Consider the following 12,741-nt stretch of genomic DNA (forward strand, 5'->3'; position numbering starts at 1 on the left):
CCAGCCGCGGGGGCTTCGAGGGCTTCTGGCCCTCGGAGCCGTGCCGGGTCAGTGTTTGACGCGCTCCAGCAGCTTCATCATGTTGGGGCCGTCCAGGGCGCTCTGAGGGCACTGGCCCGCGGCTTCCTGCCGGGAGTGTCCCGTGAAGGAACCCGTGAGGTGGCACTGATCACACGGCATGTTGCCGGAGCACGACTCGCCCAGGTCGTCCTTCAGCACGGTCCTGGAGCCCGACACGCACGTGGTGCGGTTGCCGTTGCTGTCGATGATCATCGGGAACGCTTTCACCTGGAGAGCGTGCCAGACGTCGCAGGAGACACCGTTCCGGCTGAAATAGAAGAGGCCGGAGTGTCCAGGCCGCTCCTCGTAGGCAAACAGGGCCCCGTCCAGGTAGTACTCCAGCCGGACCGCGTTGGAGAATGTTGATACCGCCCAGGTGCCGTTGCCGGCCAGTTCGCCCATGTACGTGCTCGCTCCCGTCAGGGTCAACGAGGTGACGCTGACGGCGGAGCACAGCTCCGATTCCTGGACTCCCAGGTCCGGTGAGGCTGGGGCGGGGGGATCGTCCCCGGTACCGCCACAAGCCATCCCGAGAAACCCGGCGAACAAAGGACTCAGCAAGGACTTCATCCGGTACCAGCGCATCGTCAAGGCTCCTTTTACTTGCAGAGGATCGTCGTGGTCCTGGCGGGAGAGTCCATGCCCGTGCTGTCACGCACCTTGAAGAGGACCTCAATCCGGGCAGGTTTGGGGTAGGGCTCTGGGGGGCAGAAGAGGTTGAAGGTCATCTGGCCTTGGAACCAGTTTCCCTCGGAGGTGTAGTTGACTTTCCAGAACGGGGTATAGGGGCCTGTGCCGCCGCTCGCGGTGCCGGTGCAGATGCTGTTGATCCGTGACTCCGGCATGCACGACATGGACACCGTAGGGCAGGGTTGGTCCACGCTCTGCGAGGTCTGCCGGGGGGCGTCCCAGCAGGTGGTCTGGTTGCCGTTGCTGTCAATGATCATCGGGTAGGCCTTCACCACGAAGGCGTGCGCGCCGCAGGTCATGCCGTCCGCGCTGACGTACCAGGTGCCGGTACGTCCCGGGCGCTCCTCGGTGCTTCGGAGAACGCCATCAATGAAGTGCTCCAGCCGCACAGCGTTCGCACTGCCGCCCACGGACCAGGTGCCGTTTCCCGCCAGCAGGCCCGCGTAGGAACTCATTCCGCTCACACTCAAGGTCTCGACGCTCTGTCCGCTGCACAGGGCCGAGGTCTTGGTCCCCAGGGTGGCATCCCCGTGCGAGGCCGATTCCTCCGGTGTTCCCCCACAGGCCAGCAACACCACGCTGGGCAGCAATACGCGGTACGGCAGCGAGAGCGGTTGTCTCAACATGCGCAAGGCTCCTGATCGCTGAAATGAAATCCAAAGCAGGCATCTTGCGTATAGCACAGTTGGCTGCTTTTTTCTGGATTCCGCGTCTTTGATGACGCCTTCTTCAGTCGCGCGTGAGCACGAAGTCATCGGCTTGCAGCCACGTGTCTCCCACGTTGGCCCAGAGACCCGCGAAGATCTCCACGCTGTGCTGGGCGCCCGAGTTGAACTGCATGGACAGCTGGGCGTAGCCCCCCAGGGGTTGAGTCAGCTTGAGCTCGTTGAGGACAGGCCCGCCTCGGAGCACGCGCGCGCCGAAGTAACCCTCGTTGAAGGAGTGGGAGGTCCGCACCCAGGCGCTCAGCGTGTAGTTCGTGTTGGGCACCACGGCCACCTCCTGCTTGAGGGCGTTCCAGCCCTTCACGTTGTTGCGCACGTAACCGTTGTTGGCGCCCGAACGCGCGAAGCCCAGGCCGCGATCCACGCCGCCGGTGCCCTCCACGTACCAGGGGGACGTGGCGGCAGAACTGGGCTGCTGCTCGAAGCCGCCCTGCGCCACGAGGTTGGGGCTGCGCGTCAGGCTGACGTCATCCAACTGCATCCACGTGTCCCCATTCTTGGCCCAGATGCCGCTGTAGACCTCGATGAGGGAGTGGGGGCCGGAGTTGAAGGTGACCGAGATCTGCGAGTAGTGGGTCAGCGAGCCGAAGGGTACCTCGCCCACGATGGGCCCGTTGTTCACGCCCCGCGCGCCCAAGTACCCCTCCGTGTTGTTGGCGGAGGTCCGCACCCAGCCGCGCAAGGTGTAGTCCGTGTAGGGCTGCACGGCGACGCTCTGCTTGAGGGCGTTCCAGCCGCTGTTGGAGCGCACGAAACCCTCGTTGGCCCCGGTGCGGGCTTGGCCCAGGCCCCGGTCCACGCCGCCCTGGCCCATCACCCACCAGGGCGCCATCGTGGGGGTGGCTGCCTGGGTCTCGAAGCCGGGCTCGGACAGCAGGTTGTCGCTGAAGGTGTCGGCCGTCAGCGTCGCGCGCATCAGGAACGTGTTGTAGGGCGTCCACTGCGACGAGATGAAGTACAGGTCCGGCCCGTTCAGGGCCCCGGGGTGGATGAAGGCGTTGTACAGGCCCGGGAAGCGTGCCCCCGTGGCCAGGATCTTCTCGCCGCTCCAGGGTCCCGTGGGCGTGGCAGCGTCCCGCATCACCACGGCCTGGCGGTGCTCGTTCAAGTACGTCATGAGGAAGCGGCCGAAGGTGGGGTGGTAAACCACGGACAGCTCGCCCGCGATGCCCATGACCACCGGGACCGCGGCAGCCTGGGAGGCCGCCCAGCCATTGCCGTCCCAGTAGCGGTAGTCGTTGATGTTCAGCAGCGCGCCCTCGGGTACCCGCGCCAGGTACACGTTGCCGAAGCGCCCGTTGGGTGTCGCGTACATGTAGACGAAGCCGCCGTTCTTCACGAAGGCCGCCATCTGGAAGGGATGGGAGTACGCGGTGTTGTTCGGCCACCGCGCGCTCCCATGCTTCACCCAGTTCTGGCCGTTGTCGTCCGAGTAGGCGATGCCCGCGTAGTTGGTGGACCACTGGCCCGGGTCGCCCCAGTGGTGGACGGACATGTAATGGATGTAGTGCCGCGAGCCCACCGTGACGCCCGCGGTGGGGATGACGGTCATCTCATCGAAGTTGATCTTCTTCGACGGGAGGATCTCCTTGGCGTGGCGCGAGGCATCCTGAATCATCGTGGAGAAGGTCAAGCCGTCCGCGAGGTTCCGGTCCGAGGACTTCGCGAGCACGTTGCTGCGCCAGCCTCCGCCGCAACCGCCGTTGCCACACCAGCCGTGGCCGAAGGTGTCTCCGAACAGGACGAACACTTCTCCGCCGCCCTTGTCCCAGAGGATGCCGAGATCCGTGCCCATCACCTCGTAGTTGACGTGGGTCTGGTTGGGATTGGGCAGGGGCTCTCCGGAGAGGCTGGCGCCGGTCACACGGGCCACCTGGGTCACGTTCGTGGGCGTGAGCGCCCAGGCCCCGCCCGCGCACAGGAGGGCTCCGAGCGAGACGGCAACGGCACACGGCTTCCAAGGAGTGAAGTGGCTCATCGCTATTTCATCCGGACGGAGACGGTGCCGGTGGCGGCATGGAAGGTGAGAAAGCCCTTCTGGAACTCGCTCTCGCGGCCGGCGCTCACGGCGTACTCGTCCGAGATGGGGTAGCCCAGCGTGCTGCGCTCCCAGCCCAGCTCCGCCCACTTCTCGCGGATGCGTCCGTGGACCTCCCAGGCGCCCGTCGTGGGCGTCCAGTAGATGCTGCCCAGCACGGTGCCCTTCTTGAAGTGGTTGAAGCGGCCCACGCCATCAGGAGTCGCCGTCTCTCCGGAGATGGGGTAGCCCAGCACGCCGCGCTCCCAGTCCAGCGCTGCCCACTTCTCGTGGATGAGGCCGTGGACTTCCCAGGCGCCCGTCTCAGGCGTCCAGTAGATGCTGCCCAGCATGGCGCCCTTCTTGAAGTGGTTGTAGCGGCCCACCCCATCCGGCGTCTTCATCTCCCCCGTGGTGGGGTAGCCGAGCACGCCGGTTTCCCAGCCCAGCGACTCCCAGCGGGCGCGAATGAGGCCGTGGACTTCCCAGGCGCCCGTCTCGGGCGTCCAGTAGATGCTGCCCTTCTGGAAGTGGTTGTAGCGGCCCACCCCGTCGGGAGTGGTCAGCTCGCTTGTCGTGCACGCGCCGAGCACGCCCCCGGCCCCGCCGATCTGGTTGTAGCGCGTGAGGATGGCGCCACCGACCCCGCAGGCGCCTCCCCAGCTTCGGCTGTCGCGGAACTCCCGGTAGAGCAGGGCCACCAGCGAGGAGCCTCCCCAGGCCGAGGTGCCGCACTGGGCGGCGTAGGCGCCCACCCAGGGGGTATAGGTGTAGAGGGCGGCGGTGGCGTTGTTGGCGGGCCGCACCGTGCACGGGTCCAGCGTGTTCTTGGCCACGCCCGCCTTCCAACCGGAGACGGTGGTTCGGCCTGCTTCCAGGTCACTCAGGTAGTTGCGGAACGTCTTCGCCGAGCACTCCACCTGCTTGCCGAAGCCCGTGTAGGCCGCGTCGCAGCCGCTCCCATCCGGGCAGCCACAGCCGGTGGCCTTGGACAGGTTGCGGGAGGTGCCGCTGCGGATGAGCCCCGACTCCGTCTCGATGCGCGCCAGGATGTACACCGGGTTGATGCGGTAGGCGGTGGCTCGCTCCACGATGAGGGCGGCGGCCGTCTTGTTGCCGAACGCCGGGTCGCGGTAGCCCGCCAGGAAGGAACCCTTGGACGCCAGGAAGCTCTGGACCTGATCCGGCGTCACCGTCTGGTACCCGGCGATGTCCGTGTCGGACATGAGGTTGTGCATGTCCACGGACCCCAGGGCGGAGTCCAGGGTGATCAGCTCCTCGCTGCGAGGATCCTCCGGGAAATCCCCGGGGCCGCAGGACGTGGTCAGCAGTACCGCGGACAACACCCAGACAAGGCTTCTGAACGTCAATCTCGAGTCCATGATCAGCGGTTCCAATTCGTGGAGGCAGAAGGGGGCATGGAAGAGGCGGAACATCCGTTATCGGCAAATCCTGCACGGAGTTGCGCCGGAAAATCGGTATCCGGATTTTGACGCAATGGCTCAGAGATTCCGTGTCTCACGGAAGGCAGGTAGGGCAGATATCACCCGCTTCACTTGTCCGGCGGGATTCGGTAGGGAATGGGGCCTCTCCCTCAAAAACGACGTCAGGAGAATCCCCCATGAAAAACAGACATGGCATGGCCGTGCTCACCGCCACGCTGGCTTTGGCGCAGGCCTGTGGCTCGAATGAAACGCCTCAAGAGCTCCCGGTCTCCGCCGTGGAGCGCGGCGTGCAGGAGATGGACCCGGCACGGGCGGAGGTGCTGGCGCGCGAGGACAGCGCTTCCGATGCGCTCTTCCGGGATGCGGGGCAGGAGTTCGGGGTGCCGCCCGCGCTGCTCAAGGCCATCGCCTTCGTCCAGACGCGCTACCAGATGGTGGAGGGCGCCGAGGAGTTCGAGGGGCGCCCGGCCGTCTTCGGGATGATGGCGCTCTCGGAGGAACTCCTGGAGGAAGGTGCGAAGCGTGCCGGGGTCACTGCGGCAGAGGCCCGGACCGATGCCCGCTCCAACGTCCGCGCGGCGGCGGCGCTGCTGTCCCACCACTCGATGCGGCTGGGGCTGGGCCGGAACCGGGTGGTGGACTGGGCACCGGCCGTGGAAGCCATCTCTGGCATTCCGGACGCGCAGGGGCGGCGCAGCTTCTCCCAGGATGAGGTGTTCCGGGTATTCCGCCTGGGGCTGGGAACGCTCTCGGAGGAAGGGGCCGCGAGCGGACTGGCACCGGACGAGGAGCAAGCGCCGCCCCCCCAACTGCTCGCGGGCCCGGACTACGCCCCGGCCGTGTGGCGGCCCTCACCCAACTACAACGCCCGGCCCATGGGGGTGCGCATGGTGGTCATCCACACCTGTGAGAGCAGCTATGCGGGGTGCTGGAGCTGGTTGACCAACTCCACCTCGGGGGTGAGCGCGCACTACGTGGTGCGGGAGGACGGCCAGGAGATCAGCCAGCTCGTGCGGGACGGCAGCCGCGGCTGGCACATCGGGGCCACCTTTGACTGCAAGAACAATGGCGGCGTGGAGTGCGGGCTGAACGGCAGGGGCTCCAACGACTTCTCCATTGGCATCGAGCACGGCGGGTATGCCGCGCAGACCGTGTGGCCCGCGGGACAGCTCGACGCCTCGGCCCGGCTGCTGTGCGACATCACGCGGGACCACGGCGTTCCCCGGGACCGCTACCACGTGGTAGGGCACGGCCAGCTGCAGCCGTACAACCGCACGGATCCCGGCGCGAACTGGCCCTGGACGGACTACCTCAACCGCGCCAACGCCGCCTGTGGCACCGGCTGCGTGCTGCAGGGGGACATCAAGGCGAAGTACGACGCGGTGAACGGCGCGGTGCTGCTGGGCAAGTGCCAGACGGGAGAGAACACCACGCCGGACGGGGTGGGGCGCTACAACGCCTTCGAGCGTGGGAGCATCTACTGGACGCCTGCGACCGGAGCGCGCGTGGTGCACGGGCTCATCCGCGACCGGTGGGCGGCGGTGAACTGGGAGCGAGGCCCGCTGGGCTACCCCATCACCGACGAGATGAAGACGCCGGATGGGGTGGGCCGCTACAACCACTTCCAGAACGGCAGCATCTACTGGACGCCCGAGACGGGCGCCTGGGAGGTGCACGGCTTCATCCGCCAGAAGTGGGAGGCGCTGGACTGGGAGCGCAGCGAGCTGGGCTACCCCACCACGGGGGAGCTGAAGACGCCGGATGGGGTGGGCCGCTACAACCACTTCAAGAAGGGCGCCGTGCTGGGCAGCATCTACTGGACGCCCGCGACGGGCGCGCACGAGGTGCATGGCCACATCCGCGCCCGCTGGGAGGCGCTCGGCTGGGAGCGAAGCGCGCTGGGCTACCCGGTGTCGGATGAGGAGAACACGTCCTTCGCCCCCGGCAAGGTCAGCCGTTTCCAGGGCGGCCACATCTACTGGTCGTCCGCGACGGGGGCCCGGTGGCTGGAGGGTGCCCTGCTCCAGAAGTACCTGGAGGCGGGAGTCGCGCAGACGCTGGGGTTCCCGAAGTCGGAGGCCTACGCGGTGAGCGGCGGCCGGCGCGTGGACTTCGAGCGCGGCGCGCTCGTTCACAACACGACCACGGGCGCCGTCACCGTCGTGAACTGAGGCGCGGGGGGGGCGGGCGGCTTCCGCGGAGAGGCCGCCTGCCGTGAAGGATTGTTCTCCGCGCGATGCGAAACCGGGCATGCTCCGCGCCTTCCCAGCAAGGAGCAACCGATGAGCGGAGAAATCGTTTTCTATCACAACCCCCAGTCGCGGGCGCAGATGGTCCACTGGATGCTGCACGAGGTGGGGGCGCCCTTCCGCGTCGTGCGCATCGACCTGCAGAAAGGCGAGCAGAAGTCGCCGGAGTTCCTCGCCCTCAACCCGATGGGCAAGCTGCCGACGCTCGTTCATGACGGCACCGTCATCACCGAGACGGCGGCCATCATCACCTACCTGGCCGATGCCTTCCCGCAGGCCGGGCTCGCGCCGCCGCTGGGAGATGTGCGTCGCGGCACCTACCTGCGCTGGCTGTTCTTCGGCGCGGGCTGCTTCGAGCCGGCCCTGCTCGACGTGATGCTCAAGCGCCCGCTGGCCGACAACAAAGGCACCGTCGGCTATGGCAGCTACGAGGACACGCTCGGCGCGTTCAAGAAGATGCTCACCCCGGGGCCGTACATCCTCGGCGAGCAGTTCAGCGCGGCGGATGTCTACGTGGGCGCTCAGATCGCCTGGGCCCTCTCGTTCAAGGCGCCGGGCCTCCAGGAGCCGATCTTCACGGACTACGTGGCGCGCATCACGGATCGTCCCGCCTTCAAGAAGTGCTCCATCGCGGACGGCCGTCTGCCCGCGGACAAGGCCTGACGGGTCTTGGGCGTTGGCTTCCTCCCGGAAAGTCCGCTAAGCTGGATTGTCCGACAGGGGCGAAAGACGTGTAATCTCCCGGCCTCTGGGAGAGGGGCGGAACACCCCCCTCTCCCGAGGTGATCGTCCCCATCACCTCTTCTCTGAAAGGTGCAGCAATGCTTCGTGATGGTGAGCAGTCAGGTTCAGAGCCATGGCTCGTGGCCGGTCCGATGAAGTTCCGCTCGCGGCTGATCCTGGGGATCGAGCAGTACGTGTCGGCCGAGCTGGTGGCGAAGGTGCTCACGGCCAGCGGCTGTGACGTGTTCATCACGACCCTGGACCTGGAGCAGACCCGGACCAGCCTGCTGCTCTCGGACATTGACCAGTTCGTGCCGCTGGAGCGGTTCAACTGGATCGGCACGACGTCGTTCGCTCACTCCAAGGAGGACGCGCTCCGGACGGTGAGGTCCCTTCGCCGCGCCCACGGAATCGAGGTGTTCAAGCTCGATGTCCGGCCCTCGGACAACCTGCCGCACAATGGCCAGACGCTGGAGGCCGCCAAGCAGTTGCTGGACGAGGGCTGTGCGGTCATGCCCTTCATCCTGCCTGATCTCCAAGATGCGCTGGCGCTCGAGCGGATGGGGTGTTGCGCGCTCCGGATCATGGCCGCGCCCGTCGCCAGCGGACGGGGAATCGTCGATCCGAAGTCGCTCCAGCAGGTGATCGACGCGGTCTCGGTGCCTGTGATTATCGAAGGAGGGCTCGGTTCTCCTGCCCAGGTCGCGCAGGCCATGGAGATGGGGGCTGATGCCGTGCTGGTCAACACGGCCGTCGCGCAGGCGCCCGATCCCGTCCGCATGGCCGAGGCCATGAAGCACGCGGTGATCGCGGGGAGGCTGGGGGCAACCCAGCGCCGGGATGCCCCGGTGGCCGCCGCGGGTTGATGGATTCCTTGGGGAAGGGCCCAATGCCGTCAGAAATCCTATCCGCCGTGATGTTCGACATGGATGGAGTCCTGATCGATACCCATCAGGCCGTCGCGGCACTGTGGGAGGAGATCGCGCGCGGTCACGGCAAGACCCTGACCGAGGAGGACATCCGCCGCTACGTTCTGGGGCGCTCACCCGAGCACACCGTGTCGGCGCTGTTCGCGGAGCTGGAGGGAGGCGCGCGGGAGCACCTCCTGAACCAGGTCCGGCAGGCAGAGCCCCGGTTGGACTTTCGCGGGATGGCCGGGACCCAGCGGCTGGCCGAGCGCCTCGCTGCCGCGGGGGTGCCACTGGCGCTGGTGACCAGTGGCTCCAAGACACGCGTCCAGCGCGTGCTGGCGGCCTTGGGCCTGGCCTCGTCTTTCCGGGTCTGCGTCACCTGGGAGGACATCCAGAACGGCAAACCCTCACCGGATTGCTACCTGCTGGGGGCGAAGCGGTTGGGAGTGCCTGCGGACCGGTGCCTGGTGGTGGAGGATGCGCCGAGCGGCATCGCTGCGGGGGCCGCTGCGGGGGCGGTTTGCCTGGGACTTACCCCGGGGGATGGCGCGGATCTGCGGGAGCGCGGGGCGCGGTATGTCGTCCAGGATCTCGCGGACGTCGAGTGCAGGGCGAAGCCGGGGGGCTTGGAGTTGGTGTTTCAGGGAAATGTGCTGATCACGATTGGCAAGGAGGAGTGATCCATGGCGCTGGTGCGCATTCCGGCCCCTTTTCGCAGCCTGACTCAGCAGCAGAGTGAGGCGAGTACGGCGGGAAACACGGTGGGCGAAGTGCTGGCGAACCTGGAGAAGCGTTTCCCAGGCATCGGTGCGCGGGTGTTGGACGATCAGGGCGCTGTGCGGCGCTACATCAACATCTTCCACAACGACGAAGACATTCGCTTCTTGCAACAACTGGCCACCCCCGTGACGGAAGGAGATCGCATCACGATCGTTCCTGCCGTCGCCGGAGGGTAGGACGAGGGGTTACTTCCGAGGGACGTCCCAGCGGGCCAGCACGCCCAGGGCGGCGGACTGAAGGGCGGCCGGGAGGCGAGGGTCCTTCGAGATGGCCCCCACGGTGGCGCGCGCGGAAGCCGTGCGCTGGTAGAGCAGCCCGTCCAGCGCCTGGAGCTTCAGGGCGTCCGGCAGCTGGGTGTGGCGCACCACCTGGGTGAGAATCTCCTCGGCGCGGGGATGCTGGAAGAGGGCCACGGCGCGCAGGGCGGCGGCTTGAATCCGCGGGCTCGGGTCCCACAGCAGCGCCGCCAGCGGGTTGAGGGCGCGGGGGTCCGCCAGGAGTGCCAGGTCCTCGATGGCCATGGCGCGCACTTCCTCGGGCGTGGGCTCGGTGGCCCACAGCAGCCCGCGCAGCAGGGCCGTGTCCTCGCTCACCGTGCCGCCCCGGGCGGCGGGGGCGGGCTCCTCGCGGGCCTGGACCCCCGGGGGCGCAGGCGGCGTGGCCTGGGCGAACACCGGCAGGGAGAGCAGCAGGAGGCTGGCGAGCGGGAGGGGACGCATGGCGGGCCCGAGGGCAGGGGAGGCCTGGGCGTTCTACCACCCCCGGGGCCCCCGTCACGGCAGCCCGGCGGTTAAATTCTTGACGGAGACTTTTCTCGTGAGACCTTGTGGGTGCTACAGGCGTGTTGCGCCCACACAGGAGAGCGAGAAGCAGCCATGAATCCGGCGGTGAGCTGGCAGACCCTGGAGAACGTCGAAGTCGAGTGCACGCACTGCGGCGTTCGGATGACGCTACACGAAGGCAGCGGACGGCGGGTGAAGTACTTCCGCTGCGGCTCCTGCCACCGCTGGGTCTCCAGCACCTACACGGACATCTTCCGCTCGGATGCGAAGATGCGCACCTACCCGGCGAAGGACACGTCCGCGGAGGACAGCCGCTTCCTGGAGGTGAAGGACCGGCTGGACCGCTGGCTCAACGCCCTGGAGGAGCAGGACCCGTACCACCTGCTGGGCGTGTCGCCGCTGGACTCGGAAGACGTGGTGCGCAAGCGCTACCGCGAGCTGGCGCTGGAGCGGCACCCGGACCGGGGCGGCTCGGTGGAGAAGATGCGCGAGCTCAACGGCGCCTACGAGAAGATCCTCCGCCACCGGCAGCGCAAGCGCGCCGAGTCCATGGTTCAGCGCAGCCTCGTGGACGAGAGCGCGGCCTCGCCCCTGCCCGCCCGCAGCAGGTAGCCCCAGAAGAGCGCCCCCAGCGTCAGCCCGAGCGCCCCCTTGAGCCAGGGGGGAAACAGGCTGCCCGGGGAGATGAAGCCCTCGACGGCGCCAATGGCGGCCAGGAATGGGGCACAGCCCAGCACCAGCTTCACGGCCGTCCGGCCCCGCAGCGCCAGCGCCTGTCCCCGGGGCAGCTCCCCCGGGTCGATGAGCGCCTGGCCCACCATCAGCCCCGCGCCGCCCGCGATGACGATGATGGACAGCTCCACCGGGCCGTGCGCGGCCACGAAGTCCAGCATCCGTCCGCCCAGCCCCTCGCGGGCGCACAGGGCGCTGATGGCGCCAATCTGCACCCCGTTGTTCACCAGGGTGAACACCGTGCCCAGGCCGAAGAGGATGCCCGAGGCGAAGGTGAAGATGATGACGGTGAGGTTGTTGGTGGCGATGCCGGAGGCCACCGCGTTGGGCGGCGCCACGGAGAGCAGGTCATCCGTCCACATCCGCCCCTGGGCCACGTAGGAGCGCACCCCCTCGGGCACGAGCAGCTCCGCGCCCCGGGGCTCCAGCAGCACCACCAGCGCCCCCAGGAGCAGCCCCAGCACGAAGAGCCCCCCGCTCGCGGCCACGAAGCGCCCCTCGGCCCGGAGGGTGGCGGGGAACTCGCGCGCGAAGAAGCCGCGCACGGCCGCCCAGCGCTCCCGGGGGGGCTGGTAGATGGCGGCGTAGGCCTGGCCACAGAGCTGGTTGAGGAAGCGGTACGCGTCCGTGGCCGGGTAGAAGGTCTGCGCGTGCGCCAGGTCCGAGGCGGCCCGGCGGTAGAGGGTGTCGAGCGTGCGCAGCTCGTCCAGGCGCAGGGTGCCCGCGCGTTGCCGGGCGAGCAGGGCCCGCAGGGCCTCCCAGTCCGGCCTCCGCCGGGCCACGAAGGTGGGCAGGGGGACGGCCACGTCAGCTCACCGCCTGGGCCCGCGCCCGGAGAAAGCCCTCGAGCGCCTGGGGCGAGGCGAGCACCTGGGCCCGCCCGGCCTCGTCCAGCCCGCCGAAGCGCTCCACCAGCCGCGCTCCCAGCCGCAGCCGCGCCTCGGGCTCCAGCCACGGGGTGCGCTCCAGGAAGTCGAGGATGAGGTCCACCTCGTTGGGGGCCAGGGCCCCGGCGCCGGGGGCCAGGGCCACGGCCTCGCGGGGGACGGCGGCGGACGTGGTGGCGGTGGGCGCGGTGTACCGGTCCAGGTCGAAGCGCTCCTCGCGCACCAGGAGGGTGCCCGCGAGCAAATCCCCCAGCCGGCGGTGCTGGGGCGTGAAGAGCATGGTGATGCAGCCGGTGGCGTAGAACAGGGGCAGGAAGTCCACCGCCCGCAGCAGGTTGCGCACGGCGCTCTCGTACACGCCCACGGGCGAGCCGTCCGAGCGGACGACCCGGATTCCGGTCAGCCGCTTGCCTGGGGTCTGCCCCCCCAGGAGCACCTCGGCCGCCGTCCAGTACAGCCACTGGGTAGCGAAGACACCCACCGCCAGCAGGGTCTGCCCGAGCCCGGACAGGGCCCGGAAGGCGCCAAGCACGTCCGAGACGAGCAGCGAGAAGACGAAGTAGGCGATGACCCAGAAGAAGAAGAGGATCGCCGCATCGATGAGCCACGCCAGGCACCGGTAGCCGATGCCCGCTACGGGCAAGCGCAGGGCCACGCGTTCGGGCGTGGCCACGTCGAGACTGGGGGAAGGGGAGAAGGCCATGCGGGCCCCCAGCATATGCTGCCTGCTCTCTGGCGCG

Annotated in this window: 13 protein-coding genes; 6 read left to right on the forward strand and 7 right to left on the reverse strand. The window is 68.3% G+C overall.

The window, feature by feature from the left end:
- Positions 1–48 precede the first annotated feature (48 nt).
- The 4 genes from KY661_RS34550 to KY661_RS37650 form a co-directional block, all read right to left on the reverse strand.
- Positions 49–645 (reverse strand): hypothetical protein, encoded by a 597-nt coding sequence (locus tag KY661_RS34550; RefSeq protein WP_225414249.1) that lies wholly within the window; start codon positions 643–645, stop codon positions 49–51.
- A 14-nt stretch (positions 646–659) separates the two neighbouring features.
- Positions 660–1,376 (reverse strand): hypothetical protein, encoded by a 717-nt coding sequence (locus KY661_RS34555; protein WP_225414241.1) that lies wholly within the window; start codon positions 1,374–1,376, stop codon positions 660–662.
- Between the two features lie 103 nt (positions 1,377–1,479).
- The gene (locus KY661_RS34560) at positions 1,480–3,453 is read right to left on the reverse strand and encodes a DUF4185 domain-containing protein (protein WP_225414242.1); all 1,974 of its coding nucleotides are present in this window, start codon (positions 3,451–3,453) and stop codon (positions 1,480–1,482) included.
- Positions 3,454–3,455: 2 nt separating this feature from the next.
- Positions 3,456–4,874, reverse strand: coding sequence for an LGFP repeat-containing protein (locus tag KY661_RS37650; RefSeq protein ID WP_317987324.1), 1,419 nt, complete (start codon positions 4,872–4,874; stop codon positions 3,456–3,458).
- A 239-nt stretch (positions 4,875–5,113) separates the two neighbouring features.
- Here KY661_RS37650 and KY661_RS34575 point away from each other — a divergent pair, with 239 nt between their 5' ends.
- The 5 genes from KY661_RS34575 to KY661_RS34595 all read left to right on the forward strand — a co-directional run bounded on the left by KY661_RS34575 (position 5,114) and on the right by KY661_RS34595 (position 9,776).
- A complete protein-coding gene (locus tag KY661_RS34575) occupies positions 5,114–7,108 on the forward strand; it encodes an N-acetylmuramoyl-L-alanine amidase (protein ID WP_225414243.1) in 1,995 nt (664 codons plus the stop codon).
- A gap of 111 nt (positions 7,109–7,219) precedes the next feature.
- Complete coding sequence (locus tag KY661_RS34580; RefSeq protein ID WP_225414244.1) at positions 7,220–7,849, forward strand: glutathione S-transferase family protein; 630 nt, start codon at positions 7,220–7,222, stop codon at positions 7,847–7,849.
- A gap of 158 nt (positions 7,850–8,007) precedes the next feature.
- Positions 8,008–8,775, forward strand: a complete 768-nt coding sequence (locus KY661_RS34585; protein WP_225414245.1) for a HisA/HisF-related TIM barrel protein — start codon at positions 8,008–8,010, stop codon at positions 8,773–8,775.
- Positions 8,776–8,798: 23 nt separating this feature from the next.
- Positions 8,799–9,500 carry an HAD family hydrolase gene (locus KY661_RS34590; RefSeq protein ID WP_263437598.1) on the forward strand — a complete coding sequence of 234 codons (702 nt, stop codon included), beginning with the start codon at positions 8,799–8,801 and terminating at the stop codon, positions 9,498–9,500.
- Between the two features lie 3 nt (positions 9,501–9,503).
- Complete coding sequence (locus KY661_RS34595; RefSeq protein ID WP_075010912.1) at positions 9,504–9,776, forward strand: ubiquitin-like small modifier protein 1; 273 nt, start codon at positions 9,504–9,506, stop codon at positions 9,774–9,776.
- A 9-nt stretch (positions 9,777–9,785) separates the two neighbouring features.
- Here the strand turns inward: KY661_RS34595 and KY661_RS34600 are convergent, their stop codons facing one another.
- Positions 9,786–10,319: a HEAT repeat domain-containing protein gene (locus KY661_RS34600; RefSeq protein ID WP_225414247.1), complete on the reverse strand. Its 534-nt coding sequence runs from the start codon at positions 10,317–10,319 to the stop codon at positions 9,786–9,788.
- Positions 10,320–10,475: 156 nt separating this feature from the next.
- Here KY661_RS34600 and KY661_RS34605 point away from each other — a divergent pair, with 156 nt between their 5' ends.
- Positions 10,476–10,994, forward strand: coding sequence for a J domain-containing protein (locus KY661_RS34605; protein WP_075010910.1), 519 nt, complete (start codon positions 10,476–10,478; stop codon positions 10,992–10,994).
- On the opposite strand, the gene KY661_RS34610 is transcribed toward KY661_RS34605, so the two are convergent.
- Entirely contained in the window at positions 10,937–11,920 is a 984-nt protein-coding gene (locus KY661_RS34610) for a stage II sporulation protein M (RefSeq protein ID WP_225414248.1), read from the reverse strand. The two genes, KY661_RS34605 and KY661_RS34610, sit on opposite strands and share 58 nt — an antisense overlap.
- A 1-nt stretch (position 11,921) precedes the next feature.
- Positions 11,922–12,704 carry an RDD family protein gene (locus KY661_RS34615; protein ID WP_225414251.1) on the reverse strand — a complete coding sequence of 261 codons (783 nt, stop codon included), beginning with the start codon at positions 12,702–12,704 and terminating at the stop codon, positions 11,922–11,924.
- Positions 12,705–12,741 lie beyond the last annotated feature (37 nt).

The organism is Allostigmatella hybrida, assembly GCF_020103775.1.
Taxonomy (GTDB): Bacteria; Myxococcota; Myxococcia; order Myxococcales; family Myxococcaceae; genus Hyalangium; species Hyalangium aurantiaca.

Bases quoted from the DNA above. Each gene is read 5' to 3' on its own strand.
- KY661_RS34615 (WP_225414251.1), bottom strand. From the start codon at position 12,704: ATGGCCTTCTCCCCTTCCCCCAGTCTCGACGTGGCCACGCCCGAACGC.
- KY661_RS37650 (WP_317987324.1), bottom strand. From the start codon at position 4,874: ATGGACTCGAGATTGACGTTCAGAAGCCTTGTCTGGGTGTTGTCCGCG.
- KY661_RS34550 (WP_225414249.1), bottom strand. From the start codon at position 645: ATGCGCTGGTACCGGATGAAGTCCTTGCTGAGTCCTTTGTTCGCCGGG.
- KY661_RS34600 (WP_225414247.1), bottom strand. From the start codon at position 10,319: ATGCGTCCCCTCCCGCTCGCCAGCCTCCTGCTGCTCTCCCTGCCGGTG.
- KY661_RS34560 (WP_225414242.1), bottom strand. From the start codon at position 3,453: ATGAGCCACTTCACTCCTTGGAAGCCGTGTGCCGTTGCCGTCTCGCTC.
- KY661_RS34605 (WP_075010910.1), top strand. From the start codon at position 10,476: ATGAATCCGGCGGTGAGCTGGCAGACCCTGGAGAACGTCGAAGTCGAG.
- KY661_RS34575 (WP_225414243.1), top strand. From the start codon at position 5,114: ATGAAAAACAGACATGGCATGGCCGTGCTCACCGCCACGCTGGCTTTG.
- KY661_RS34555 (WP_225414241.1), bottom strand. From the start codon at position 1,376: ATGTTGAGACAACCGCTCTCGCTGCCGTACCGCGTATTGCTGCCCAGC.
- KY661_RS34590 (WP_263437598.1), top strand. From the start codon at position 8,799: ATGCCGTCAGAAATCCTATCCGCCGTGATGTTCGACATGGATGGAGTC.
- KY661_RS34585 (WP_225414245.1), top strand. From the start codon at position 8,008: ATGCTTCGTGATGGTGAGCAGTCAGGTTCAGAGCCATGGCTCGTGGCC.
- KY661_RS34580 (WP_225414244.1), top strand. From the start codon at position 7,220: ATGAGCGGAGAAATCGTTTTCTATCACAACCCCCAGTCGCGGGCGCAG.
- KY661_RS34595 (WP_075010912.1), top strand. From the start codon at position 9,504: ATGGCGCTGGTGCGCATTCCGGCCCCTTTTCGCAGCCTGACTCAGCAG.